The organism is Candidatus Methylomirabilis sp., from assembly GCF_028716865.1.
GTDB lineage: Bacteria > Methylomirabilota > Methylomirabilia > Methylomirabilales > Methylomirabilaceae > Methylomirabilis.
In genome coordinates this window covers 14,660-38,887 of record NZ_JAQUOY010000025.1, presented here as the reverse complement: position 1 = coordinate 38,887, position 24,228 = coordinate 14,660, and the positions used below count along the sequence as shown (strand labels likewise).

At 58.6% G+C, this 24,228-nt stretch carries 23 protein-coding genes and 1 tRNA gene; 9 read left to right on the top strand and 15 right to left on the bottom strand.

Annotated elements, in window-relative coordinates; translation table 11 throughout:
- Nucleotides 1–191: 191 nt before the first annotated feature.
- The 11 genes from PHV01_RS10400 to PHV01_RS10350 form a co-directional block, all read right to left on the bottom strand.
- Nucleotides 192–278: transfer RNA gene (locus tag PHV01_RS10400), tRNA-Leu, on the bottom strand.
- 84 nt (nt 279–362) lie between these two features.
- Entirely contained in the window at nt 363–914 is a 552-nt protein-coding gene (gene hpt / locus PHV01_RS10395; protein WP_337291089.1) for a hypoxanthine phosphoribosyltransferase, read from the bottom strand.
- A 234-nt stretch (nt 915–1,148) separates the two neighbouring features.
- Nucleotides 1,149–2,087 (bottom strand): cytidylate kinase family protein, encoded by a 939-nt coding sequence (locus PHV01_RS10390; protein WP_337291088.1) that lies wholly within the window; start codon nt 2,085–2,087, stop codon nt 1,149–1,151.
- A 152-nt stretch (nt 2,088–2,239) separates the two neighbouring features.
- On the bottom strand, nt 2,240–3,547 hold the full coding sequence (locus PHV01_RS10385) for a citrate synthase (RefSeq protein WP_337291087.1): 1,308 nt from the start codon (nt 3,545–3,547) through the stop codon (nt 2,240–2,242).
- Nucleotides 3,548–3,843: 296 nt separating this feature from the next.
- On the bottom strand, nt 3,844–4,752 hold the full coding sequence (locus PHV01_RS10380; protein ID WP_337291086.1) for a 2-dehydropantoate 2-reductase: 909 nt from the start codon (nt 4,750–4,752) through the stop codon (nt 3,844–3,846).
- 78 nt (nt 4,753–4,830) lie between these two features.
- The gene (locus PHV01_RS10375; RefSeq protein ID WP_337291085.1) at nt 4,831–5,052 is read right to left on the bottom strand and encodes an addiction module protein; all 222 of its coding nucleotides are present in this window, start codon (nt 5,050–5,052) and stop codon (nt 4,831–4,833) included.
- Nucleotides 5,053–5,165: 113 nt separating this feature from the next.
- Nucleotides 5,166–5,591 carry a type II toxin-antitoxin system VapC family toxin gene (locus PHV01_RS10370; RefSeq protein WP_337291084.1) on the bottom strand — a complete coding sequence of 142 codons (426 nt, stop codon included), beginning with the start codon at nt 5,589–5,591 and terminating at the stop codon, nt 5,166–5,168.
- Complete coding sequence (locus tag PHV01_RS10365; protein WP_337291083.1) at nt 5,588–5,881, bottom strand: type II toxin-antitoxin system prevent-host-death family antitoxin; 294 nt, start codon at nt 5,879–5,881, stop codon at nt 5,588–5,590. Before PHV01_RS10365 ends, PHV01_RS10370 begins: the two co-directional genes overlap by 4 nt.
- Nucleotides 5,882–5,998: 117 nt before the next feature.
- Complete coding sequence (locus PHV01_RS10360; protein ID WP_337291082.1) at nt 5,999–7,357, bottom strand: sigma-54 dependent transcriptional regulator; 1,359 nt, start codon at nt 7,355–7,357, stop codon at nt 5,999–6,001.
- Nucleotides 7,354–9,117 carry an ATP-binding protein gene (locus tag PHV01_RS10355; protein WP_337291081.1) on the bottom strand — a complete coding sequence of 588 codons (1,764 nt, stop codon included), beginning with the start codon at nt 9,115–9,117 and terminating at the stop codon, nt 7,354–7,356. The genes PHV01_RS10360 and PHV01_RS10355 overlap by 4 nt, the downstream gene beginning before the upstream one ends.
- A 49-nt stretch (nt 9,118–9,166) precedes the next feature.
- Complete coding sequence (locus PHV01_RS10350) at nt 9,167–9,298, bottom strand: hypothetical protein (protein WP_337291080.1); 132 nt, start codon at nt 9,296–9,298, stop codon at nt 9,167–9,169.
- On the opposite strand from PHV01_RS10350, the gene PHV01_RS10345 reads away from it, so the two are divergent.
- Nucleotides 9,288–9,869 (top strand): NUDIX hydrolase, encoded by a 582-nt coding sequence (locus PHV01_RS10345; protein ID WP_337291079.1) that lies wholly within the window; start codon nt 9,288–9,290, stop codon nt 9,867–9,869. The two genes, PHV01_RS10350 and PHV01_RS10345, sit on opposite strands and share 11 nt — an antisense overlap.
- A gap of 24 nt (nt 9,870–9,893) precedes the next feature.
- Here PHV01_RS10345 and PHV01_RS10340 read toward each other — a convergent pair whose 3' ends face one another.
- Nucleotides 9,894–10,769 (bottom strand): alpha/beta hydrolase, encoded by an 876-nt coding sequence (locus PHV01_RS10340; protein WP_337291078.1) that lies wholly within the window; start codon nt 10,767–10,769, stop codon nt 9,894–9,896.
- Between the two features lie 213 nt (nt 10,770–10,982).
- Entirely contained in the window at nt 10,983–11,438 is a 456-nt protein-coding gene (locus PHV01_RS10335; protein ID WP_337291077.1) for an NUDIX domain-containing protein, read from the bottom strand.
- Nucleotides 11,439–11,599: 161 nt separating this feature from the next.
- Here PHV01_RS10335 and PHV01_RS10330 point away from each other — a divergent pair, with 161 nt between their 5' ends.
- Nucleotides 11,600–12,766 (top strand): metallophosphoesterase, encoded by a 1,167-nt coding sequence (locus PHV01_RS10330; RefSeq protein ID WP_337291076.1) that lies wholly within the window; start codon nt 11,600–11,602, stop codon nt 12,764–12,766.
- A gap of 239 nt (nt 12,767–13,005) precedes the next feature.
- On the opposite strand, the gene PHV01_RS10325 is transcribed toward PHV01_RS10330, so the two are convergent.
- Nucleotides 13,006–13,368, bottom strand: a complete 363-nt coding sequence (locus PHV01_RS10325) for a TSUP family transporter (protein WP_337291075.1) — start codon at nt 13,366–13,368, stop codon at nt 13,006–13,008.
- Between the two features lie 431 nt (nt 13,369–13,799).
- Between PHV01_RS10325 and PHV01_RS10320 the strand changes: the two genes are divergently transcribed.
- On the top strand, nt 13,800–14,336 hold the full coding sequence (locus tag PHV01_RS10320; RefSeq protein WP_337291074.1) for a hypothetical protein: 537 nt from the start codon (nt 13,800–13,802) through the stop codon (nt 14,334–14,336).
- Nucleotides 14,337–14,645: 309 nt separating this feature from the next.
- On the opposite strand, the gene PHV01_RS10315 is transcribed toward PHV01_RS10320, so the two are convergent.
- Nucleotides 14,646–15,629 carry a SurA N-terminal domain-containing protein gene (locus PHV01_RS10315; protein WP_337291090.1) on the bottom strand — a complete coding sequence of 328 codons (984 nt, stop codon included), beginning with the start codon at nt 15,627–15,629 and terminating at the stop codon, nt 14,646–14,648.
- Nucleotides 15,630–15,864: 235 nt separating this feature from the next.
- Between PHV01_RS10315 and PHV01_RS10310 the strand changes: the two genes are divergently transcribed.
- The 6 genes from PHV01_RS10310 (at nt 15,865) to ileS (ending at nt 24,225) form a co-directional block, all read left to right on the top strand.
- Nucleotides 15,865–16,893, top strand: a complete 1,029-nt coding sequence (locus PHV01_RS10310) for a rod shape-determining protein (RefSeq protein ID WP_337291073.1) — start codon at nt 15,865–15,867, stop codon at nt 16,891–16,893.
- 90 nt (nt 16,894–16,983) lie between these two features.
- Complete coding sequence (mreC, locus tag PHV01_RS10305; RefSeq protein WP_337291072.1) at nt 16,984–17,847, top strand: rod shape-determining protein MreC; 864 nt, start codon at nt 16,984–16,986, stop codon at nt 17,845–17,847.
- Nucleotides 17,844–18,326: a rod shape-determining protein MreD gene (gene mreD / locus PHV01_RS10300; RefSeq protein WP_337291071.1), complete on the top strand. Its 483-nt coding sequence runs from the start codon at nt 17,844–17,846 to the stop codon at nt 18,324–18,326. The genes mreC and mreD overlap by 4 nt, the downstream gene beginning before the upstream one ends.
- Nucleotides 18,323–20,161, top strand: coding sequence for a penicillin-binding protein 2 (mrdA, locus tag PHV01_RS10295; RefSeq protein WP_337291070.1), 1,839 nt, complete (start codon nt 18,323–18,325; stop codon nt 20,159–20,161). The genes mreD and mrdA overlap by 4 nt, the downstream gene beginning before the upstream one ends.
- A gap of 16 nt (nt 20,162–20,177) precedes the next feature.
- Nucleotides 20,178–21,278, top strand: coding sequence for a rod shape-determining protein RodA (rodA, locus tag PHV01_RS10290; RefSeq protein WP_337291069.1), 1,101 nt, complete (start codon nt 20,178–20,180; stop codon nt 21,276–21,278).
- A gap of 127 nt (nt 21,279–21,405) precedes the next feature.
- Nucleotides 21,406–24,225, top strand: a complete 2,820-nt coding sequence (ileS, locus tag PHV01_RS10285; protein ID WP_337291068.1) for an isoleucine--tRNA ligase — start codon at nt 21,406–21,408, stop codon at nt 24,223–24,225.
- Nucleotides 24,226–24,228: the final 3 nt, after the last annotated feature.

Genomic DNA, 24,228 nt, shown 5'->3' with positions numbered 1-24,228 from the left:
CCTTTCGGGGGCTGCGCCGGTGGTATGGCTGACCAGGGGCCCCGCCGGCGCGGGCGCCCCGATATCGCGCCCGCGCGACGGTGGGGACGGCATGGCGGATGTGTTACCCATGTTTGACAGGACTACATTTTGCAAGGGGCGGGGATGGCTTCCTCAAAGGCGATGACCTCCCGAGTGAGGTCTTAGCGTTGTGGTGCCGGGGGAGGGGGTCGAACCCTCATGGGCCGAAGCCCGCGGGATTTTGAGTCCCGTGCGTCTGCCAGTTTCACCACCCCGGCGTCATGTACTTCTACCACATCTCGGCAAGGGTGTCGAGAGGCTTGCCGGCAAGACCACGGACCGGAAACCCTGGGTTGGCGGCCCTAGCGTTCCATTAGCTCGGGTTTCAGGACGCCGATGCAAGGCAGGTTGCGATAGCGCTGGTTGTAATCGAGGCCGTAGCCAACGACAAACTTCTCGGGAATTTCAAATCCCCGATAGGCAATGGGAAGGTCGATAATACGACGCACCTTCCGGTCTAAAAACGTGCAGACCTGCAGGCTGGACGGCTGGCGAGCCCGGAAGATCTTCAGTAGATAGCTGAGGGTGAGGCCGGTGTCCACGATATCTTCTATGACGAGGAGGTCTCGGCCCCCAATACTTTCATCAAGGTCTTTTCTGATGCCGACGACGCCGGAGGCTGTGGTTGCGGGGCCATAGCTCGAAATAGAAATAAAATCAATGACGAGCGGGATGGATATGGCTCTTGCCAGATCGGCCAGGAAGAATAAGCCCCCCCTGAGCACACCGGCAAGGATAAGCTCTTTACCGAAATAATCCCGTGAAATTGCAGCTCCTAATTCCCTGACGCGATTAGCGATCGCCTCTTCTGTAATCATGACTTCAGCCAAGTCCCGAATCATGTCATGGCGCATGTCGAACTCCAAAAAATAGCCAGAAGGTTATTTCGTCCCTTGACAAGACATCGAGTCTGCCATATATATTTAGTAGCTCCAAGAGGTCTGAAGGCCGTTTGTAAGTACCGGGGTAGTTCAGAAGTTCCCGGGCCCAAGGTTGACACATCAGGCTCAGCAAGCTGATGAAGAGATCAAGGGCACCCAGGTAAAGCTGAAGGGTAATTTTCCTGGGAAAGCAAGGCGGCCAAAGGGTCACTTGGAGCTAATCTTTTTTGCAAGCCCATACTTGGCGAGTAAGTGTCGATAATCCCTCCCGTAAAATACCTTGAGTGTGACCTCCGGGTACAACTCTCGAAACCGTCTGATCTTTCGATTCTTCGCTGTTACCAGGCTCTGCTTGAGCGTGGTCAGTTCAATAAAGAGGTCGAAGTCAACCAAATAGAAGTCCGGTGAAAAGGCTTCGGTCGCATTGCCCGCTTCATCCCAGGCGAGTGGAAATGTCCTGGGTTCATACTCCCATCGTATCTGGTAGAAATCCAGAACCTTGGCAAACTCTTCCTCGCTGGGATGAGCGAAAGGAAGCGGATGGGCCGCCTCAAGCCAGCGCCCAATCTCTCGCCCCTTCCCCATAAGATCTACCATTTCTATCGCGAGTTGAATGAGGCGCATCGCCGCTTCCACGCTCAGGCGATCAGTGTTGATGACCAGATCGTAGTGAGCGGCGTCGTCGATATCTTTCCCGTAGTGATACTGAATGAAGCGCCGCCTGGTCTCATCGCTTTCCTCGACGAGACGGATCGCAGCGTGCTCGTCTATGCCCCGTTCTTCCATCAGGCGTCTGACCCGCTCTTTCGCGCCGGCCACTACTCGTGCATGCAATGCGCCCGGGAACCCCCGGAAGATACACTGACCCCCACGACCCAGCACCACCAGGTCCTTCTCTGCGGCAAGATCTGTGATCAGCGTGGGTAGGAGATCCACATAAACCCGATCCTGCTCAGCGTTCTGTCGCACTCCCCCACACTCGTCCTCATCGAGCGCTTCGACGTCCGGCTTCGCGAGGCCTTGGGCTTTCAGCAACTCGGCGAGCAGGATGTGGTCTACGAGCGTAAACTGACGCTCTTTGGCCAGCCTGGCGGCAATCTCATCGCCGCCGCTTCCGATCTGTCTGGAGATAGTGATGATAGCCATACTATTCGAAGGGGGCAGAGAGAGTAGCAATTACGAGGTTAACGGCTACTGGACGTAGAAGCAGTCGGAAAGAATGCACTGGAGCGAATGCTTGCCCAGCCAGGGTACCGCAAGGCCCAAGCAGGTCGGGCGTCGGGTACCGCAACGCTTCATCAACCCCCTCTTGGCGCCTGACTCGGTCGATTGGCTATTGGGTAATAGTCGCGCCGCAGTTGACCAAGATAGATCTGTCTGGGACGCGCGATCTTCTGTTCCGGGTCGAGGAGCATCTCCTCCCACTGGGCAACCCAACCGGCTGTTCTGGGGATGGCGAAGAGCACCGGGAACATGTCCATCGGGAACTTCATTGCCTCGTAGATTAAGCCGGTGTAAAAATCGATGTTTGGGTAGAGCTTTCGCGCGACGAAGTACTCATCCTGAAGCGCGATTCGTTCCAGCTCGAGGGCTACTTCCAGCAAGGGATTTTTTCCTGTCACCTCAAAAACCTCTTCGGCTAGCCGCTTGATAACCTTGGCCCTGGGATCGTAGTTCTTATACACGCGGTGGCCGAATCCCATCAACCGCAACTCGCCGGCCTTGACCTTCTTGATATGCGCGGCGACCTTGTCCTTTGAGCCAATCTCTTTCAGCATCCGAAGCACAGCCTCATTGGCACCGCCGTGCAGGGGGCCGTAGAGGGCCGCTATGGCGGCGGCCACAGCCGAAAACGGGTCCACGTGGGAGCTTCCGACAGAACGCATCGCGTTGCCACTGCAATTCTGTTCGTGGTCGGCGTGCAGGACAAACAGGACATCCAAGGCTCTTTCCAACACGGGATGCGGGTAGTACGTCGACTCTGTGATCCGGAACAGCATATTGAGGAAGTTACCGGTGAAACTCAGGTTGTTGTCCGGGTAGGCGTACGGCAGCCCACGGCTATGTCGGTAGGCGTACGCCGCCAGCGTCGGCATCTTGGCGATCAGGCGAATAATCTGCCGTTGGCGGGCCTCTGGATCCATAATATTCTTGGCGTCCGGATAGAAGGTCGAGAGGGCGCCAACCGTTCCCAGGAGGATCCCCATCGGGTGGGCGTCGTAGTGAAAACCATCCATCAACTTCTTGATATTCTCATGGACCATGGTATGACGTGTGACCTGATTGACGAAACCATCCATCTGTTCGCCGCTGGGGAGCTCCCCGTAAATAAGGAGGTATGCAGTCTCCAGATAGGTGCTCTTCTCGGCTAACTGCTCAATGGGATAGCCCCTGTGCAGCAGGATCCCCTGTTCACCGTCGATAAACGTGATCTGGCTCTTGCAGCAAGCCGTGTTGCCAAACGACGGGTCATAGCTCATCAATCCGAAATCGCCGTCAGAGGTCTTGATCTGTCGGAGATCCATGGCCTTGATCGTCCCGTTTTCGATAGGGATTTCGTACTTCTTCTCGGTTCGGTTGTCGATGATGGTCAAGCTGTCAGCCATGAAGTTCCTCCTCGCGCCGGGCGACCCCTCTCGCATCCCTGCAGAGTCTGGCTTGCGTCTCGCAAGCCAGACAATTTATAGCGTTTGATATTAGCATAAATCAGGATAGTAGAGTAGAGCATGCCCCACAATTACGTCTTGGCGCTTCTGTTCAAGGTCACAGTTGACGGCCACTCGGAGGACACGGAGGGCCACTAGCGCGGCTACACTGAGCAAGAAGCCACAGTGATTCTACTTTTGATACATCACGAATAGCAAGAGTCTTTGGCGTCAGAGCGGCTGAAATCGTGGGCTGCTCAACTCGTGACCTGAAGCCCGGACAGGAGGGCATAGAGGGCGAAGTTGCAGGGGGTGGTCAGGCCGAGCCCGGCCGCCTTCTTGACAATGACGCCATTCAGGGCTTCATACTCCAAAGGCTTGCCTGCCTCCAGGTCTTGGAGCATCGAGGTCTTGACGTCGTAGCTTCGGGAGAACTTGATATTCCGCTCCCATACCTCCGCTAAGGCAAGACGAACCCCTGAGGCGTTCGCCACAGTGACGACCTCCTCCGTCACCCGCCTCGCTAACTCGAAGGTGTGGGGGTTCTCAAGGATCACCTTGACCGGGCCGCCGACCAGCGTATTGATGGCGTTGAAAGGGGCGTTCCAGGCGAGCTTCGCCCACAGGATTTTTTTCATGTCAGGGGAGCCTTCAGCGGGCAGGCCGTATTGGTCAAAGAATGCTTTGAGTCTGATGACCCGTTCGCTGAGGCCGCCGTCGAGCTCCCCGAAGACGATCCTTCCTGATTCCTGCTGGCACACTACTCCAGGCCCCAGCATGCTCGCCCCGATGTAGGCGACTCCCGCGAGTACCTTCTCCTTTCCAACGAGGGACGCGATCTTTTCCTCGTTGTCGATGCCGTTCTGCAGCGACAGGACGATGCTCTCCCGTCCGACCATTGGGAGCGTCTGGCGAATGGCCGTCCCGGTATCGTACGATTTTACGCAGAAGAGGACCAGATCGACAGGACCAACCTCCGCCGGATCATCAGTGGCGCAGACACGAATAGCGAAGTCCCCCTTCCCGCTCTTGACCGTGAGGTCCCTCGCCCTGAGCGCTTCCAGGTGCTTCCCTCGGGCGATGAAGGTCACATCGGCGCCCCCCTTGGCCAGCAGGCCGCCAAAGTAGCCTCCGACCGCCCCCACCCCCACCACCGCCACCTTCATCCGTTCACCTCCGGTCAACGGGGCACCAGGTAACCGCGTCGTCGAGTTCCTGCTGCGCTAAGGTAAGAAAACGTACCTTCACGAGCGGCGATGCTTGGCCATCACGGTCTCATAGGGTACCGTCGTGGCCCGTCCGGCCTTGTAAGCTTCCCAGCGCTTGCGCGCCTCCTCCGCCCACACCCGGTCGATCTCCGGATCCGGCCTATCCAAGTCCGCCAGGATGGCATCCACCAGCCGTAATTTCTCTACGTCTGGCAGATCATGAATCTCCGCTGCAAGTGTGTCCACTGTCCTGGCCATGTCAGTCTCTCCGTTCGCATTCAGTCACAAACCGTCTTTCTCGCACACCACTGCGACTTTCAAGGCCTTACCTTCAGTCACACACTATTATTCGAAATGTCAAGTTCCAGGGGTCATGCAGGAAGCAGCGCAAACCCTTCAGTTCTGGCTGCGTCCCTCAACCTGTGATCGAGGCAGACAAAGTGGTGGCCCCTGGGTGTTGTGCCGGCCCATACAAGACCGGCAGCCAATTGAAGGGAATCAGCCGCGCGTAAAGGATGCGCGAGGAGAAGCCGTGCGGCAATGACCCGTACTTCGGCGCTCGGCTCAATCTCTGTCCATGCATCTGACAACAGGACCAGTAGGTGACGAATCTGATCCTCCCCCTGAGGCGTCAAGAACCCCTCCCGCCGTAGCCGTGCAAACGCTGAAAAGCATTCAATGGGGCTTCCCCACCAGGCGACGATATCCCCGTCGGCTTTCGCGATGGCACGGATGGCCTTGGTCTGCGGACCTTCAAAGTACAGGGGAATAAGGGCCGAAGCGTCCCAGAATTTCACCGGGATTCCGCTCGTTCTTGCAAGAGTGCCTCCAGGGCACGATTCTTGGGGTCTTTCGGTCGTGGAAGGTCCCAGAATCCATGGGGTAGTCCACCTGCTCCGATTTTGACCATTCCCGCGCGCTCAAGTGCCAGGAGATGGGGCGGCCGATCTGTTTTGTCCCGTGTGACAGGGACCAGCTTGGCGACCGGCTTCCCCCTATCAGTTACGATGACCTCCTCGCCTTCCTTGACTGCGGCGAGAAATCTGCTCAGCGAGGCTTTCAGTTCAGACACAGCAACGGCCTTCATAAATATGTCCTCCATGGTTGTTTATATATGACTAACATAGTCAATCATAAGGTGTCAAATTACCTCGCCCCACCGTCTTGACCTCCAGCCCCTTTAACTCGGCAAAGAGCCGGCACTTCACAGGGAGATGTTGTACCGCTTAATTTTGCTATTCAAGGTTTTGAGGTCGATGCCGAGCAGTCGCGCGGCCTGCATCTTTTTGCCTTTCGTATGACCGAGTACACGGATAAGGTGCAGCCGCTCCATTTCCGCCAACGAGGCGGGGCCACCCGCCGATCCGCTCGGAAACCGGATGTTGGGTGGCAGGTCTTCGAGGCCAATGACGTCGCCGGAGGAGAGGATCAGCAGGCGCTCGATCGCGTTGGCGAGTTCCCGTACATTGCCCGGCCATGGGTAGTCCGCAAGCGACGACATGGCCTCCGGGGAGACGGTCTTGGCCTTCTGACCGGTCACCCGGAGTTGCCGCAAGAAGTGCTCAATCAGGAGCGGGATGTCCTCCTTTCGCTCGCGCAAGGGCGGCAGCGCTACGCTGACCACGTTCAGCCGATAATACAGATCCTCACGGAATCGACCTGTCCTCACCTCCTGGGCCAGGTCTTTGTTCGTCGCGGCGATAATACGCACATCCACCCGGTGCACACGGGTACCCCCGACCCGCCGCAGTTCCTTGGTGTCGAGCACCTGGAGGAGCTTGGCCTGCATAGCCGGGCTCATCTCCCCCACCTCATCCAGCAGGAGGGTCCCGCTTCCGGCCACTTCGAAGAGTCCCTGTTTGACGCTGGTGGCGCCGGTAAACGCCCCTTTCTCGTGCCCGAAGAGTTCACTTTCCAGGAGCGGATCCTGAAAGCCGCTACAGTTGATGACCAGGAAGGGGCCGCTCGCTCGAGGGCTCGCCGCATGAATGGCCTTGGCGACCAGACTCTTGCCGGTCCCGCTCTCCCCCTGGATGAGGACGCTTGCCTCGCTCGGGGCGATCCGCCGCACGGTCGCGAGGAGCGAGGCAATGGCAGGACTCTGACCGATCATGATGGGAGGCGGCTCGCGCTGGGCGACCATGCGCCGCAGGGCCGTATTCTCCTCGCGCAGGCGCTTTCTCTCCGCGGCCCGCCGCAGCACCTCCTCCAATTCGGAGAGCTTGAAGGGCTTGGTGAGGTAGTCGTAGGCGCCCAGCTTCATCGCGTTGATGGCGCTGTCCACATCGGGGTGGCCGGTCAAGATGACAACCTCTGCCGTAGTGCCGGACCCGCGAATCCGGCGAAGCGTCTCCATCCCCCCGATCCCGGGCATCTTGAGATCCAGCAGGATGACGTCGAACTCCCGCGCCCGTAACTGTTCCAGGGCTTCTTCGCCGCTTCCGGCGCAGGTAACCAGGTAGCCCGCCCTCGGTAACTCCTTTTCCATAAGCAGCCGGATGGGTCGCTCATCATCGACGACAAGTGCCCGGGTCGTACCGGTCCGTTCACCCGCCTCAGTCATGTTCGCTCCTCCGTCCTCGGAGATCGGATCGGCCCCCCATCCATCCCACGACGATCGGCCAGCGGCAGGCGGATGATGACCACCGCCCCCTTGCCGATCCCCTCGCTTCGCACCTCGATGCTGCCTTTGTGCTGCTCGACGATGCTCTGGCTAATAGCAAGACCAAGGCCCGTCCCTTTACCTACCTCCTTAGTTGTAAAGAACGGATCAAAGACCCTCAAAAGGTTCTCCGGCGAGATCCCGCTACCCGTATCGGACACGGACACATCGAGCCATTTCTGTTCGAAGGCCGGCTCAATGGTCTCTCGACGGTGATGCGCGTCTATGCGAATCTCCCCGCCACTCTCGATGGCATCGAGCGCATTTGTCAGAAGGTTGAGGAAGACCTGCTGAAGCATCTGAGCATCGGCCCGGACCACGCTCCCTTCCGGGAATGGGGTTACGACAATCTGCTGATTTTCGAGGCTGGCTTGCCGCTCCACAAACGATACCGCGTTCAACACGACGTCATAGACATCCACCAGGCTGAAGGCGGGCTCGCGCTGCCGGGCGAAATCGAGCAGGCGGCGGACAATCGCCGCTGCGCGGGTCACTTCATTCTGGATCATCGTGACATACTGCCCCACCTCTGCAAGGGCGGAGGGGTCACTGATCTCCTCCGTCTCGACACGCCGCTGAAGGGCCTCAGCAAAGCCGGCCACCGAGGAGAGGGGATTGTTCAGTTCATGGGCCAGTCCGGCGGCTAATCGACCAAGCGAGGCGAGCTTCTCTTGCCGCACCAGCAACTGCTGCGACTGTTTCAGTTCATCGTACGAGCGTCGCAACTCCTCGTACAGATTGGCGTTCTCGAGCGCTATCGCAGCCTGAGCAGCCAGCGTCATAGCCAGGGTCTCATCCTCTTCGCTGAACTCGTCGGCACCCTGCTTCTCCGTGACGTAAAGGTTCCCAAGGACTTTTCCCTTTGAGATGACAGGCACACCCAGAAAGGAGTTCATCGGAGGATGGTGAGGTGGGAACCCGTGCGCGCGAGGATCCTCTGTCAGGTTCTTCAGGCGCAGGGGCTTCACCTCCCGCATAAGCACCGCCAGGATCCCCTTCCCACACGGTGGCGAACCTATGGCCTGCCTGGTGGTCTCGTTGACACCCGCCGTGATGAAGCGACTGAGACCGCCCTTGCCGTCCAAGACGCCGAGGGCCGCATAGCGAGCGTTCGTCAGCTTGCAGGCCATGTTGGCGATGCGCTGCAAGACATCCTCAAGAGAGAGCTTCGCGCTGAGGATCATGCCTGCCTTCACAAGCATCCGAAGCTGGCTCATCTCTCGCCTGTCCATCCTCTCCCTCTCCTCCACAAAGGCGAACACAATTACCGTCTGGAGGCGATTGACCACGGGGGCGTAGAGATCGAGGAGCTTCGCCAGCCGATCCACCTCACCCCGATATCTCCTGAAAAGGGATTTCCTGCACACATCATGCAGCAGCGCCAGGCGATCCATGATCTGCTCCGGAGTCTGCCCTCCAAACACGCCCTGTGTCACTCTGGAACGGGCATAGGCCAGGGCTGTATCGTATTCCCCGGTTTCTAGGCAGTCCAGATACATGGTACAGACCATGCCGGATTCGGTCTCAATCTCCTGAAGGGTCAGGCCCTCCAACAGGTCTTTTGCCTTCATCTGACGAAGCCACTCTCGCCGTAGCGGTTCGCGCTTCGCCGAGAAGTGCCTCACGAGCTCTTCACGTAGCGTGCTATTCCTTCGAACCATGGATGCACCGTTTCTTTATCCGGTTTCCCCCCTGACGTAGCATACCCTGTCAGCCGACCCGATCCAATGAGGAGTGGCTGGGAAATCGAAACACCGTAAAGTCGGCGTTGACAGTGGCCTGCAAGGTCTCTATCCTCTCCTCGACAGGCTCAATCGTCGCTGGAGGAGCTATGAAACTCATCGAACACGTCCTCGGCACCCAAGTGGTCTACGCGGGGGCATATCTTTCAACTGAGCAACAGACGGTCGTCCTTCCGGATGGGCGACAGGCGATCCGGGACATCGTTCGTCCTCCGAACGCCGTCGCAATCGTACCGATCGATGACGACGGCCGGATCTACCTGGTTCGACAGTATCGGCCGGCCATCCAGCGAGCCATCTACGAGATCCCGGCCGGCATTATCGATCACGGCGAACGCCCGGTCACCACCGCCAGGCGGGAGTGCGAGGAGGAGATTGGGCTTCGTCCACGTCGGCTGCTCAAGCTCTGCACCTTCTATTCCGCCGTTGGCTTCTCCACCGGGTCTATCCAGCTTTTTCTGGCTCAAGGACTCACGGCAGGCCGGGATCTCCGCCACGACACCACCGAGTTCCTGGAAGTTCATGCGATCCCATTCGAACAGGCCTACCGCTGGGTCCTGGCACACAAGATCGTGGATGCCAAGAGCATCGTCGGCATTCTCTGGGCCAAGCAACGGCTCGACCTCCCACCGCTCCGCGACCGGCGACGACCCACTGGACGCCGGCGTTAGCCACACGCAGCAGAGTTGTGTTCGTCACTCACGGCCAAGAAACTCCAGGATCGCCTGGTTGGTTTCGTCGGGCTTTTCCCACATCGGCATGTGACCGCTGCCCTCGATGACAACCAACTCGGAATCCCGAATTGAAGCGTGGAGCTGCTCACCAACCGCCACAGGGAATAGTTCGTCCTGTTCACCCCAGATAATCAGGGTCGGCTTGCGCAAGGTCTCCAGCGCTCCGGCATATCGAGCCACCTCATCAGCGTAGCGCACCGTAGAGGCGATGGCCCTGGCGGTCCCTGCAATGTGGCCGATCCGGTATTGTCGTTCCACCACTGCGTCGGTGATCAACCGATCGTGATACACGGCCTGTGTGAGTGCCACTCGCACCATGCGGCGAGTCCGCAATGCAACGACCAGGTAAGTCAAGAGGGGGATGTGCCGCATCGCGAGGAACCAGCGCAAAAGGCGATTTCGAACCGCGGGAACCACCTGTGGGGGGATGCCATCAATCAGAACAAGCTTATCAACTCGCTCGGGGTGCGCGAGGGCGAACGCCCAAGCGATCCCTGCCCCCATTGAGTTGCCGATCAGGCTGGCACCGCTCACGCCGAGCTGATCCATAAACTGCTTGATCATTTCAATGAAAAACGACGGCGTGTAGTCAATCTTCGGTCGATCCGAATAGCCGTACCCGAGGAGATCGGGGATGTACAGGCGGTATCGCTTGGACAGCGCCGCCACCTGCCTTTCCCACATCCAGATCTCTCCTCCAAATCCGTGGAGCAAGAGCACCGGGGGCCCCTCGCCGGTTACCGCATAAAAGATCATCCCCCCATCGATCCCCGCTAGCCGCAGTTCGAGAGCCGGGTTCCAGTCAAAGGATGTCGGTCGGATGAGCACGTTCGTCATGCTGATTAGCCTCGTTGCAACTGCATCGCCTCGGCCCTTGCCGCCTCCACCTCAGGGACCATCTCCTTATAGCCATACAACCGGGGGAGCTCAATGTAGCATAGAGCCTCTTTCGTGGCCATGCGCTACCCCTTCCACGTCATTGGGCCGGCTATCGCTATCTCGTTCCAACCCAAAGAAGCCTCATCCAAACCGGCCCCCACATACACCTCGCTATCGGATGACTGCCGGAGTCTGCCAGCACAAGGCATCGGCGATCCGAATCCTGTGCGGCGGCACGAGTGCCAGCGGCAAGGCCGCAGGCTCGAAATAGGCCAACTCCAAGGTTTCTGGAGAGGTCTGTAACCGACCCCCGACGGTCCTGCACTCAAAGCAGGTGTTAATGTAGTGAATCACACGTCCATCAGGGTATCGCACAACCTGGAGCTTCGGATCTGAATAGACACCGACGAGCCGCACTACTTCGACCAGGAGGCCGGTCTCCTCCTGTACCTCCCTCCGGATCGCCACGGTCACAGACTCGCCAATCTCCACTGAGCCGCCGGGTAGGCCCCATTGACCGTTGTCAGATCGTCGCTGTAACAATAGCTCACGCCGCTCGTTGAGGATCACCGCAGAGACCGAAGGGCGGATCTCCTTCGCCTTACTCACATCAGGTTCGATCTGCATTCAACCTGCCTCCCGATAATGTGGAAAAAAGAACCCTTGCGAGGATCACGGCAATCTATTATCATCATTGGGTTTTCAAGTCCACCTTCTCCTGTGTGGACCTCCGCCAAACGATGCCCCTATTCATACCAGTTATACTGTTCCGGTCGATCATCCTTGGGATGCTGGTCGCATCTCAGCTCTATCTCTTCGTAAGAGGGGATCGGGCGTTGCAACAATCTCGGTGGAGCCTCCGGCGTAAGAAGCTGCTCCGTCTCGCCCTGATCGGGTTCTTCGTCTCAACATTAATCATCTATATCGCTTTCCTCTCTCGATGGGCCCCCTTGGAGCACCCGTCTCCGCTGATCCTGTATCTCTTCATCTATCCAACCGCCATCTGGAGCTTCGGATCGCTGTTCTCATTTCTGTTGCTGCTTCTGGCTGACCTTACCGGCTACTGCGCCAGATTAATCCGTGCCAAGGTGGTTCAACAGAACGAGGCATCAGCGCTACCGCTTGATCCCTCGCGCAGGATGTTTATGCAGACCTCGCTGGGCGCGCTGACCGCGGCGCCCATCTTAGTCTCGGGCTATGGGGCGTCCTATGCAAGCAATGGATGGGGGATTGAGGAGGTACATCTCTCGCTCAGTTCATCCCATCCCTTTGATCCCCCGCTGAAGGTGGTCCAGGTCTCTGACATCCACTCCGGCCTCTTTATGACCCCCGACCAGATGCGCCATTATGCCGAGGCGATCCGGCAGCTTGGGCCTGACCTGTTCGTACTCACGGGGGATTTTATCGCCAACTCGGCAGTCGACCTGCCCCCCTGCATCAAGGAGATGGCGCGAGTAGAGAGCCGGTACGGAAGTTTCGCCGTCCTTGGAAACCATGAACATTGGTACGGAGAGCCCGAAAAGATCATCACCGCCTTCGAAGGAGCGGGAATCTCGATTCTACACAATTCCCATCAGATCCTGGAGATCGATCGCGGCTCCATTGCGATTGCGGGGATCGACGATCTGCGCGTCGGCCGGCCCAATCTTGGCCGAGCGCTGGATGGCCTGAATCCGACGCTTCCAACAATCCTGCTGTCTCATCGACCTGAGATCTTTCCGCGGGCTGCCGCTCGCAACATCACCCTCACCTTGTCCGGCCATTACCACGGGGGACAGGTCAAGGTGAGTGTGCTCGGGCTGAGTATCAGCCCTGCTCACCTGCTGAGCCCTTACCCCGAGGGTCTATACCGCCTCAGGAATTCCCACCTGTATGTCAACCGTGGCCTTGGGACTACCGGGACCCCCGTCCGCGTCAACGCCCCTCCGGAGATCACCCTCTTCCATCTGACATAGCTGCTGATTGGCATCAAGAAGCAATGGGCCTACGGAAAAGGGGGGCCAGTGTCGTTCATGGCTCGACCAGCTCACCACGAACGGAATGTAAAGGGATTGAATACTCACGACACTGCAATTGGGACGCGACAAGTGGCGGATGGATGACGACGGTATGCTCTCAGCGCGGGGAAGAGCGATGCGAGGTGGGTCACGGCACAGATTGGAAGGTTCAGGACAACTCCTTACACACCAGACCGTTATCTGGTCAGCAACATCTTGAGCGACACGAGAAGTAAGGCTACCCCGAACACCTTCTCCAACACTGAGTTGGACAGGCTCGTCGCAAGTCTGGCGCCCAGTAACCCTCCCAAGAAGAAACCCAGACATATCAGACTAGCTATTTTAAGATCCACATACCCTTCTTTGTAATACGTCCAGGCAGCCAAGAGGCCGATGGGCGGCACCAGTAGCGCTAACGTCGTGCCTTGGGCTTCATGCTGTGATAGGCCGAATAAAAAGACCAACGCGGGGACAATAATGATTCCTCCGCCGATGCCGATCAGCCCGCTGAAGATTCCCGCTACCAGGCCCAAGAGTGGATACAGCAGCACGTGTGTCATAGGTGAACCTTCCTTGCGTTGAGAGAATGTTGCACAACATAAGGTCCTCGACTTCGCTCGATGTTACGATCAGGATGAGCAACAGCAAGATATACTGCCCCCGAATGCAGAATCCTGCCAAAAATTCTACTGTTATCGAGTGTGAGAAGGCAAGTGCTTTCGGGCTACTTGAGATTATGCGGCGTCTCCCGCTGGTCCTGCTACACTGAGCAGCACACCATACATTTAACGGAATCAACTGGGCCAGGTAAACCTCCGGATCATCCCACTGTCGGATTTGCTGAGCAGATCTTACGATGGAAAAGTGGTGGAACGAGGGATGCGCGTAACCCCCAGGGCTGACCCGCCGTAGCTTTAAGTAAGACCATAAGAAGTAATCAGTAACGATTACCTGGGTAGACGTAGTTTCCTTTTGGGTAGGAGGGAGTTCGATGAGGCAACGGTTGATGCTGGGTGTCGTTATAGTGTGGGCGCTCTTTGTTTGGTCGATTGCGATCACTTCCGTCTTCGCGGAGTCGCCTTCTGTCGCCGGGGCGAGATCGGCGGTCGCTGGTGATGGGGGCAAATCGATCCGCAGTCAGTCTGCCCAGTCCATTCCAACCTTCTTGCGGGAGGTCACCGCAGCATTTACAGCCCCTCCGACGACCGGAAGCCTTGGAGAGGCACTAGAGGCGTCACGCCTGAGCTTCTCGGCAGCAGAGGCAATCGAATTTAATGCTGTTTTGCTTGAATCCGGCCTTACAGGAACTGCGGTAAACTTGCAACTCTATCTTTTTGATTCAAAGGGACGGCTGGTAGCGGGCGGTTTCTTCGTAGGTGGCGTTATGGCCCCATCCGACCGAACGGATTTCTTTATCCAGATAGACGCTGGATCGCTTGCGCCCGGACGATTCAAGTGGCTGATGGTAATCTATGACGCATTCGGGAACACATTTGTCACACCCTTTCAAGGGGTTGATGTTCAATAAAGGAGGCGGGTATCCTCTTTCGGATCGAAGGCGTGAATTACTTGCTAAGCCGTAGTCGCTGTAAGGTATACCTGTCAGGATCGGAGATCAGGTGTCAACGTCACTGAAGTTAGTGATTCGCCAGACCCCGTCAACTTTAGCAACTGAGAGAAGCAATCGTGTTGGGGGCCGAGGCGTCACTGCATGCGGGGAGGAAGAGGGTTACCGCTAAGAAGAGAAAGGCTATCTGCTGCTACTGCGTCGAAGGGGGTGATGTTACTACAGACGCCTCAGGATGCTGTCGGAATCCTCGCTGCTGCCATGCGGCACTCAGAGGTTGGCCGTCTCGATCTTCACCTTGGCCCGTCCCCGCACCTGGTGTACCCAGTCCGCAAATACCTGCTCCCGCTTCCTTCCCAAAAGCCCATTGCTGAATTGAGCTTGCTCGCGTTCGAAGTCTGCGGGACCCGGATCTTTTCGATCGATGACTCGGAGGAGATAGCTCGCCTTCGGACCCTGGATGACCTGGCTGATTGCCCCCCGCTCCATTGCCAACGAGGCCTCTTTAAACCTCTCCTGGTCCGGCACCTGCGGGAGGTCGCGATTCCATGAGAAGAAATCGCTGATAAGCGGCTTGAGCCCGGACGCCTTGACGATCTCCTCCCAGGGTTTCTTGTCCTTAGCCAGTCCGGCAACTTTCTGAATAGTGGCCTGTTGTACCTTCGGATCAGAGAACAACATATACTCGACTTTCACGGAAGCTCGGTTAAAGCGAAACGCTTCCCGCGCCTCATCCGGGAGGAGATGCACCGCTCCCTTCACCCACTCTTCGACCTTACGAATCAACAGGTCCTCGCGCAGGCCTTCCTCGAACTTCTCAGGGGTCAGGCGCACCGATTGAAGGGCTCGGATATATCGGTCCTGCTTGAAACCCGTTGCATCGCTGAAGGCGGGGATGGCCGTGATCTCTGCTGCCAGTTCATCCGGGCTGATCACAATACCCAATCGTCTTGCCTCGTGAAGTAACAGGCGACGTCCGATCAGCCCTTCTACAACCTGCGCTTTCAGGTTCAATCGTTCGAGGATCTTTTCATCAAACTTGTCTCCCAACGACTCTTGGTACTGCCGATACTTACGCTGGTAGGCCTGCTGATACTCCGCGTATGGGATTTTCTCACCCTCGACGGCAGCGATGGGGTCCAGCCCACCAGGGCCCGATGCGGAACGGAATCCCCAGACAAGGAAGGTGGTTCCAATAAAGGCAAAGATCACCAGCCACAAAGTCACGCTTAGCGCCTTGGTATAACTTCGCATTCGCTTCAGCACAGTCCCCTCCACCGGAGTTTCCGACACCAACACGTTCATGTAACTAAATATTTTTTATGCTATCGCATTGTGACAAGCGGCGCAACCCTATTTATTTTTCGAGCTGGTTTGCGACCCAGAAACTTCTTGTATTCCCCATGCTTCTATTCTACACTTAAAAAATTCTCAATAAAGTACCCTTCTCCCTCGCTGGGGCATTGCAAGTCAGCATGAGGAGCTATCAATGATTTTCGATTGGTTTTTTGGCATGTTCTCTAATGATCTGGCCATCGACCTTGGCACCGCCAACACGGTTATCTACGTGAAGGGGAAGGGGATTGTCCTCAGCGAGCCGTCGGTGGTGGCGATCAAGAAGGGGACCAATATGGTCCTGCAGGTAGGACGCGATGCCAAAGAAATGCTCGGCCGAACCCCCGGCAGCATTGTCGCAATTCGCCCGTTGAAGGACGGTGTCATCGCCGACTTCGATATTACCGAGTCGATGATCAAGCATTTTATCGTCAAGATCCATAACCGGAAGACCCTCGTCCGTCCCCGAATCGTAATCGGCGTCCCCTCCGGCATCACCCAGGTCGAGAGGCGCGCCATCCGCGATGCTGCGGAGCAGGCCGGAGCGCGCGAGGTGTACCTGATGGAAGAGCCTATGGCCGCGGCAATCGGGGCCGGACTCCCGATTCAAGACCCCGTGGGCAGCATGATCATCGACATCGGGGGAGGAACGACCGAGGTGGCCGTCATCTCTCTGGCCGGGATCGTGTACGCCCAGTCGGTCAGGATTGCCGGAGACGAGATGGATGAGGCGATTGTCCAGTACCTGAAGCGGAAGTATAACCTGCTTGTGGGAGAACGGACCGCAGAGAGCGTGAAGATCCAGATCGGCTCGGCGTTTCCGTTCGACGAACCGCGCAAGATTGAGATCAAAGGGCGCGACCTGATTGCCGGCATCCCGAAGACGATTACCATCAGCGACAGTGACATCCGAGAGGCCCTCCACGATCCGATCTATGCCATTGTGGACGCGGTCCGAACAGCCTTGGAACGGACACCGCCGGAGCTGGCCGCCGACATCGCAGACAAGGGGATCGTGATGGCCGGCGGCGGGGCCCTGCTGCACGGCCTTGATCTGCTGATCTCCCATGAGACCCACCTCAAGGTACGGGTGGCTGAAGACCCGCTCTCGTGTGTCGTGCTCGGAACAGGAAGGGCGCTGGACGAGTTGGATCTTCTTAAGAGGGTGTGCCTCGAGGCATAAATGCGGTCTGCCCGGAGGCCTGCCGATCGTGTGATCGTGGTTGCGCACACTCCGCTTCTCCCCGCAGTTCCATAGGCAGCACAGATAGGCATGACTCGGCTGTTGCTTCGATATCGACGGGCGCTCGTCCTTCCGGCTGCCCTGCTCCTGGCTTTCGTGCTGATGACGTTACAGGCGCGCAGCGGCAACTCTGTCGCCCTTTTCACGAAGCAGATCCTCCTCACCTCCATCTCCCCATTTCTTCGACTTGCCACGAAGAGCTTCGACCTGACCGCTACACTCTGGAATGAGTACGTCGATCTCCGCCGGGTCCGTCGCGACAATCAGCTCTTGAAGGAGGAGATTCGACAACTCCAAACCGAGGTGGGCGAGTTGCACGAGACGGCCTTGGAACACGCGCGCTTGAGTCGACTCCTCCAGATGAGCAACCGAGTGGGCACGGAGACGGTCGTCGCCAAGGTGATCGGAAAGGACGCCACAAACTGGTTCAGAACGATCCTGATCGATAGGGGGGCGGATCGGGGGATCCAGCGCCATATGGTGGTCGTGACCACCGAAGGGCTGGTGGGGAGAGTGGTGGATGTGACGCCGTTCACGGCTCGGGTACAGCTCATTACCGATCCGGAAAGTGCCGTGGGCGCCCTCATCCAGCGAAGCCGCGTCATCGGGGTCGCGGCGGGAAGCCAAGGGGGGGCGCTCCAGATCAAGTATCTCCCTCTGATGGCCGACGTAGCCGTCGGCGACCGGATCATTACCTCGGGCATGGGCGGCATCTTTCCAAAAGGCATCCCGGTGGGTAAGGTCGTACGATCGAGCCGGCCGACGAACGGGACCCTGTTTCAATTGATCGAGGCGCAGCCTCATGCCGACTTCTCGCGTCTGGAAGACGTGATGGTCCTGAAACGGCCGCCTTCGAGCAACCAGTCATGGGCAGGTGAGGAACCCCCGCCATGATTACGTTCCTGCTCGCGCTCTTCAGCGTCTGCCTCCTTCAGACCGCCATCGTCCCCCTTCTCACCATCGGCGGCATTGCGCCGGACCTGTTTCTGATCCTTCTTCTCGGGCTGAGCCTCTCGGTAGGGCCGGAGCCGGCAGCCGCCGCCGGCTTCCTGATCGGGCTGTACCAGGACTCTCTTTCGGGCGCCCCCCTTGGCCTCAATGCGTTCACATTGAGTCTGATCGGCTTCCTGGTGAGCCGATTAAGTCGGCAGGTGAAGACGACCCAGTTGGCCGGACGATTTGCGCTGCTCTGTCTGGCCGGCCTGTTATCCGGGCTCATCACCCTCCTGCTCCTCCGCTTCTTTCATGCGCCCCGCCCGTTGGCCTCCGCCCTTCTGTGGACCGCGCTGCCGGGAGCACTCTACACCGCGATGCTCGGAACCGGGCTGCTCGCCATGCTGAGGCCGCGGACCGCCGGGGATCTGAATCGATGAGCAGGGAACGCGACACCTCGAACCCCTATGCCCCCTTCCAGAAACGGATCAGGGTTGCAGCCTTTCTGATCTCCGCAGCTATCCTGATCGTGCTGCTCCGTCTCTGGGCGTTGCAGATCCTGGAAGGCGAGCGAATGCTCCTCCTCTCCCTCAATAATCGCCTGCGGCTGCGGCCGGTCGAGGCGCCCCGTGGGCTCATTCTCGATCGAAACGGAGAGCTCATGGTGGAAAATCTGGCGTCGTTCGACCTCTATGCGACACCGGAGGATATGCCTGATGTCGAGGAAACCACGCGCCGCCTTGCCGAGATCCTCCAGTCCTCACCGGACGAGCTGAGGCAGCGCATCTCGCAAAGGCAGGGCTCGCAGTTCGAACCCGTGCTACTGCGCAAAGGTGTAGATGAGCGAACCGTCACGGCCATCGAGGAACAAAAGATCGATCTTCCGGGAGTCAGCCTCCGAGTCAAACCGGTGCGCGCCTATCCCAAGGGCGGGTCAGCCGCCACCCTGCTGGGCTACGTGACCGAGGTGAGCCATGCGCAGATCAAGTCTAAGGAGTTCCGGGATTTCCGCCCCGGTGAGACGATGGGGCAGGCCGGAGTCGAGCGGCGATACGACGCGTTCATACGGGGCGTCGACGGCGGTGAACAGGTGGAGGTGGACGCGCTCGGAAAAGTCAGTCGGCTGATCCAGCGGGTTGAACCACAGTCCGGGTTTAATCTGCACCTTACCCTCGATAATCGGCTGCAGCGTATCGCGGAGGAGTCTTTTCAGGGCCGCAGCGGCGCACTCATCGCCATCCATCCGTCTACCGGTGAGATTCTGGCCATGGTGAGCCAGCCATCGTACGACCCAAACCAGTTCTCTCAGCGTATGACTCCGGAGCAGTGGCGAACGCTCGCCTCGAACCCTCATCATCCCATGCAGAATAAAGGGCTCCAGGCCCAGTACGCGCCCGGTTCCATCTTCAAGCTGGTGACCGCGCTGGCCGCCCTCGAAAAGGGCGCCATCACTCCCGAGACAAAGTTTACCTGTAACGGCACCTTCAGCCTCGGCTCCAACCTTTTCCATGACTGGAAGCAGGGCGGTCACGGAACGCTGAATCTTCAGCAGGCAATCGCCAACTCCTGCAACATCTACTTCTATAACACCGCCCTCAAGACCGGGATCGAGGAGATCACCCGTGTTGCCCGGGAGTTAGGGCTTGGCGCCCCTTCTGAGCTTGGGCTGGGCGACGAGGCAAAAGGGATCATCCCCAAGCAGAATCACACCAGAGGGTCTGGTGGATGGTATCCCGGCAACACCGTGATGGCCGGGATCGGACAAGGGATGGTCACCGTGACGCCGATGCAGGCGGTGATGATGGTCTCCGCCATTGCGAACGGCGGGACCCTCTATCGGCCCTGGGTCGTACGAAAGGTTGAAACGCTGGATCGCGAATTGATTGAGGAGTACGGCCCTGAACTTGTCCGAAAGGTGAACATCGACCCCGATAACCTAGCTATCGTCCGGGAGGGGATGCAGGCGGTCGTGAACGAGGGAACAGGGGGCCGCGCTAAGATCCCCGGGCTCAGGGTAGCCGGCAAGACGGGGACGGCCCAGGTCGTTCAGAATGGTGGTCCGCAGAGAAGCGATCAACGGGACCATGCCTGGTTCGTAGCCTTCGCACCCGTAGACGATCCACAGATCGCCATTGCCGTCGTGGTGGAGCATGGCGGGTTCGGCGGTCAAGTGGCTGCACCGATTGCGAAGAGCCTTCTGGAAGCGTGGTTTAAGCTCCCCAAGGAGCCAGGGTCAGTTCAGACTGCTGAGCCGGAACCGGGCGAAGGGGACTGATGGGAGTACCTGTTCTGTGTTGATCGACCGCCGCATCCTTTCTACCTTCGACTGGCGATTAGCCGCCTCCGCTGCCGGGCTTGCCGCCATGAGCGTGCTGATCATCTACAGTACAAGCGGGATGCACTCCTCCCTCCTCCGGAGGTCGCTGTACCTCAAACAGGCAAGCTGGATGGTGATGGGGCTCTTCGCCATGATCCTGCTCTGCCGATTCCACTACCGGACGACCTGGCGCCTAGCCTACTCCATCTATGGCGCGCTCCTCGCCGCCCTGTTGCTGACCGCCCTGATTGGCCGAGCCGGTATGGGCGCCCAGCGATGGCTCAGCATCGGATCGTTCGCATTTCAACCCTCGGAGTTCATGAAGCTGTCACTCATCATCCTGCTGGCCCGCTACTTTGAAGATCACAAGGACGATCTGGGCGCGCCTCGGACCTTTATCCTGCCGATCCTCCTGACCCTCCTGCCGGCAGCCCTCGTCCTGCGACAACCCGATCTTGGCACCGCCATCATGCTGCTCTTAATCACCACCGGCATCCTGGTGGTGATGGGACTGAAGATTCGCTACTTCGTTCTGCTCGGCGTAGCCGGATCCGCCATCGCTCCTGTTCTCTGGAGATTCCTGCATGACTACCAGAAGAATCGGATCCTCGTGCTTGTGAATCCTGACATGGATCCCATGGGCGTGGGCTATCAGGTCGCCCAATCGAAGATTGCCGTCGGCTCCGGGGGATTGATCGGAAAGGGATGGATGGCGGCCACACAGAGTCAGCTCAACTTCCTGCCGGCGAATCATACCGACTTCATCTTCGCCGCTCAGGCGGAGCAATGGGGCTTCATCGGCTCTCTAGGCCTGCTGCTGGTCTACGCCTACCTTATTTCAAAGGGCCTGCGCCTCGCTAAGGATGCCCACGACCTGTTCACCATGGTCACGAGCTTCGGCATCGCGAGCATGATGGCGTGGCAGGTGGTGATTAACATCGGGATGGTGACCGGCATCATGCCGGTGGTTGGTATCCCGCTCCCACTGCTCTCCTACGGGGGTTCTTCCATGTTGATGAACATGCTGGCTGTCGGGCTGCTGCTCAACATTCACAAGCATCGCTATCTGTATTGAGGCTGCACTGAAACCTTGACAGGTCCCGCTGCCGCTGCTATGAAGTACAGGGTTTAGGGTAAAGGGTTCAGTTCATCCTCTGCGTCTTTTACCCAAACCCCCAAACCCTATACCCTGGAGTTTAGGGATGAACTACAAAGAGACGCTCAACCTGCCCACGACCACCTTTCCGATGAAGGCGGATTTGCCTGTGCTGGAGCCGTCTATCCTCAAACGGTGGGAGGATGTGGATCTCTATGGCCGGCTCCGCGAGGTCCGTGCTGATCGGCAGGTCTGGATTCTCCACGACGGCCCCCCCTACGCGAATGGCCACATTCACATCGGCCATGCGCTCAATAAGATCTTGAAGGATATCGTCGTCAAGTCGAAGTCGATGTTCGGCTACAATACGGCCTATGTCCCGGGATGGGATTGCCACGGGCTCCCGATCGAACACCAGGTCGATAAAAACCTGGGCGGCAAGAAGGCGGAGGTGTCGCTGGTCGAGAAGCGGCGGCTCTGTCGCGAGTACGCCGCCAGATTCATCGACATTCAGCGGGAGGAGTTCAGACGTCTTGGGGTGCTCGGCAACTGGTCGGACCCTTATCTCACCATGGATTACAAGTACGAGGCGACGATTGTCCGTGAGTTGGGGAGATTATTTGCAACGGGAGCTGCCTACAAGGGAAAGAAGCCGGTTCACTGGTGCGCCTCATGCCGGACGGCCCTGGCCGAGGCTGAGGTTGAGTACGGCGATCATACATCTGCATCCATCTACGTCAAGTTCCCTCTGAATCCGGATGCCGCGGAGCGTCTGCCGGTGTTGCAGGGTACACCATCGTTCGTCGTGATCTGGACGACGACGCCCTGGACGCTGCCGGCGAATCTGGCCATTGCGGTACATCCGGATGCACCCTACGTCATCGTTGAAGCGTCCGGTGAGTTGTTTATCGTTGCCAAAGAACGGTTGGAGGAGACGCTTGCAGCGACAAGAGTGAAAGAAAGCCGGATCGTTAAGGAACTGCCTGGCCGTGCGCTGGAAGGACTCACGGCCAGGCACCCCTGGATCGAACGATCCTCACAGGTCGTGCTGGCCGACTATGTCACCATGGACCAGGGGACGGGATGCGTACACACGGCACCGGGACACGGGGTTGAGGATTACGAAACCGGCCTCCGCTACGGTCTCGAAATCTATAACCCCGTCGACGCTGCCGGGCGGTTCGTTGCGGATCTGCCGCTTGTTGGCGGCCTGAACATCTGGGAGGCCAACAGCACCATCATCGCCGAGTTGAAGCGTCAAGGTCTCCTGCTATCGGAGGCGCGAATCGAACACTCTTATCCCCATTGCTGGCGGTGTAAGAACCCGACGATCTTCCGGGCAACGGAGCAATGGTTCATCTCCATGGACGCGGCGGTTCTCTCTGATGAGGGCGGTGGGCAGACCGGCCTCCGCGCCAAGGCCCTGGCAGAGATCAAGCAGGTCCGATGGATCCCGTCCTGGGGCGAGGACAGGATCAGCAACATGGTCGCGTACCGCTCCGACTGGTGCATCTCGCGGCAACGGGCCTGGGGGGTCCCGATCGTTGCCTTCTACTGCGCGCATTGCGGCCACATCCTGGCGGATCAGCGACTGGCGGAGCACGTCGCGACCATGATCGAACGTGCGGGGGCTGACCTCTGGTACACGCAGACGGCAGCGGACCTGCTTCCGCCCGGAACCGCGTGTCCCAACTGTGAGAGGACTGACTTCGAAAAGGAACGCGACATTCTGGATGTCTGGTTCGATTCCGGTGTGAGCCACGCGGCCGTCCTCGAGACCCGGCCTGACCAACGGTGGCCTGCCGACATGTACCTCGAGGGGAGCGACCAGCATCGGGGCTGGTTTCATAGCGCGCTGCTCACCGCAGTTGGAACCAGGGGACGCGCACCATATCGGGCGGTCCTGACTCACGGCTTTGTGGTGGATGGCGAGGGCAAGAAGATGTCCAAATCCCTCGGCAACGTCGTAGCCCCCCAAGAGGTGATTGAGCGGTACGGCGCCGAGATCCTCCGTCTCTGGGTGGCGGCCGAGGACTACCGGGATGATATTCGGATCTCTGAGGAGATCTTGAAGCGGCTGGCTGAAGGATACCGCCGAATCCGGAACACCTGTCGCTATCTGCTCGGCAACCTGTCCGACTTCCAGCCTGCTCAGGATGCGCTGCCGCTCAGCGAACTCGATGAGATCGATCGGTTCATCCTGCACCGGCTAGGGCGGCTCACTGAGCGCTTGCGCCGGGCCTACGAGGACTATGAGTTTCACCTCCTCTACCATAGCCTGCATAACTTCTGCGCCGTGGATCTTTCGGCCTTTTACCTGGATGTCCTGAAGGATCGGGTCTACACCTCTGCCCCCCGCTCTCGCGCCCGGCGCGCGGCCCAAACCTCGATGTATCAGATCCTTGACGCGCTCGTCAGACTCATGGCCCCGGTCCTCTCCTTCACTGCCGATGAGGTCTGGCAGGTGATGCCCAAGCAGGGCGCCGAGGTAGAGAGCGTACACCTTACCGAATTCCCGCTCGTCCGGTCCGATCTGTTGGACGAAACCCTTGAAGCCCGCTGGGACGTCTTGCTGTTCGTTCGAGATGAGGTGCTGAAAGCCCTTGAAGCTGCTCGCAAAGCCAAGCTCATCGGGACATCACTGGAGGCGCGGGTTGACCTCCTGGTCGAGCCCGCCTTACTGCCGATCCTTACCCAGTATGAGGCCGATCTACCAATGCTGTTCATCGTCTCGGCCGTGAGCGTAGGGAGTCTGGCGGGGACGGAGACGACCGGAAAAAAGGTTGAGGTACGGGTAGGGCGAGCAGAGGGGGTCAAGTGCGCCCGCTGTTGGACCTACAGTGAAAGCGTGGGCCAATCCGGTGCTTATCCGGATGTGTGCACCCGCTGCGCCGGCGTCCTGGAAGAGACAGGGTATAGGGTTTAGGGT

What these genes read in the sequence shown, in the direction of transcription:
- hpt (WP_337291089.1), bottom strand. Translation starts at nt 914, where the DNA reads ATGCGCCATGACATGATTCGGGACTTGGCTGAAGTCATGATTACAGAA.
- PHV01_RS10390 (WP_337291088.1), bottom strand. Translation starts at nt 2,087, where the DNA reads ATGGCTATCATCACTATCTCCAGACAGATCGGAAGCGGCGGCGATGAG.
- PHV01_RS10385 (WP_337291087.1), bottom strand. Translation starts at nt 3,547, where the DNA reads ATGGCTGACAGCTTGACCATCATCGACAACCGAACCGAGAAGAAGTAC.
- PHV01_RS10380 (WP_337291086.1), bottom strand. Translation starts at nt 4,752, where the DNA reads ATGAAGGTGGCGGTGGTGGGGGTGGGGGCGGTCGGAGGCTACTTTGGC.
- PHV01_RS10375 (WP_337291085.1), bottom strand. Translation starts at nt 5,052, where the DNA reads ATGGCCAGGACAGTGGACACACTTGCAGCGGAGATTCATGATCTGCCA.
- PHV01_RS10365 (WP_337291083.1), bottom strand. Translation starts at nt 5,881, where the DNA reads ATGAAGGCCGTTGCTGTGTCTGAACTGAAAGCCTCGCTGAGCAGATTT.
- PHV01_RS10360 (WP_337291082.1), bottom strand. Translation starts at nt 7,357, where the DNA reads ATGACTGAGGCGGGTGAACGGACCGGTACGACCCGGGCACTTGTCGTC.
- PHV01_RS10355 (WP_337291081.1), bottom strand. Translation starts at nt 9,117, where the DNA reads ATGGTTCGAAGGAATAGCACGCTACGTGAAGAGCTCGTGAGGCACTTC.
- PHV01_RS10345 (WP_337291079.1), top strand. Translation starts at nt 9,288, where the DNA reads ATGAAACTCATCGAACACGTCCTCGGCACCCAAGTGGTCTACGCGGGG.
- PHV01_RS10350 (WP_337291080.1), bottom strand. Translation starts at nt 9,298, where the DNA reads ATGAGTTTCATAGCTCCTCCAGCGACGATTGAGCCTGTCGAGGAGAGG.
- PHV01_RS10340 (WP_337291078.1), bottom strand. Translation starts at nt 10,769, where the DNA reads ATGACGAACGTGCTCATCCGACCGACATCCTTTGACTGGAACCCGGCT.
- PHV01_RS10335 (WP_337291077.1), bottom strand. Translation starts at nt 11,438, where the DNA reads ATGCAGATCGAACCTGATGTGAGTAAGGCGAAGGAGATCCGCCCTTCG.
- PHV01_RS10330 (WP_337291076.1), top strand. Translation starts at nt 11,600, where the DNA reads ATGCTGGTCGCATCTCAGCTCTATCTCTTCGTAAGAGGGGATCGGGCG.
- PHV01_RS10325 (WP_337291075.1), bottom strand. Translation starts at nt 13,368, where the DNA reads ATGACACACGTGCTGCTGTATCCACTCTTGGGCCTGGTAGCGGGAATC.
- PHV01_RS10320 (WP_337291074.1), top strand. Translation starts at nt 13,800, where the DNA reads ATGAGGCAACGGTTGATGCTGGGTGTCGTTATAGTGTGGGCGCTCTTT.
- PHV01_RS10315 (WP_337291090.1), bottom strand. Translation starts at nt 15,629, where the DNA reads ATGCGAAGTTATACCAAGGCGCTAAGCGTGACTTTGTGGCTGGTGATC.
- PHV01_RS10310 (WP_337291073.1), top strand. Translation starts at nt 15,865, where the DNA reads ATGATTTTCGATTGGTTTTTTGGCATGTTCTCTAATGATCTGGCCATC.
- mreC (WP_337291072.1), top strand. Translation starts at nt 16,984, where the DNA reads ATGACTCGGCTGTTGCTTCGATATCGACGGGCGCTCGTCCTTCCGGCT.
- mreD (WP_337291071.1), top strand. Translation starts at nt 17,844, where the DNA reads ATGATTACGTTCCTGCTCGCGCTCTTCAGCGTCTGCCTCCTTCAGACC.
- mrdA (WP_337291070.1), top strand. Translation starts at nt 18,323, where the DNA reads ATGAGCAGGGAACGCGACACCTCGAACCCCTATGCCCCCTTCCAGAAA.
- ileS (WP_337291068.1), top strand. Translation starts at nt 21,406, where the DNA reads ATGAACTACAAAGAGACGCTCAACCTGCCCACGACCACCTTTCCGATG.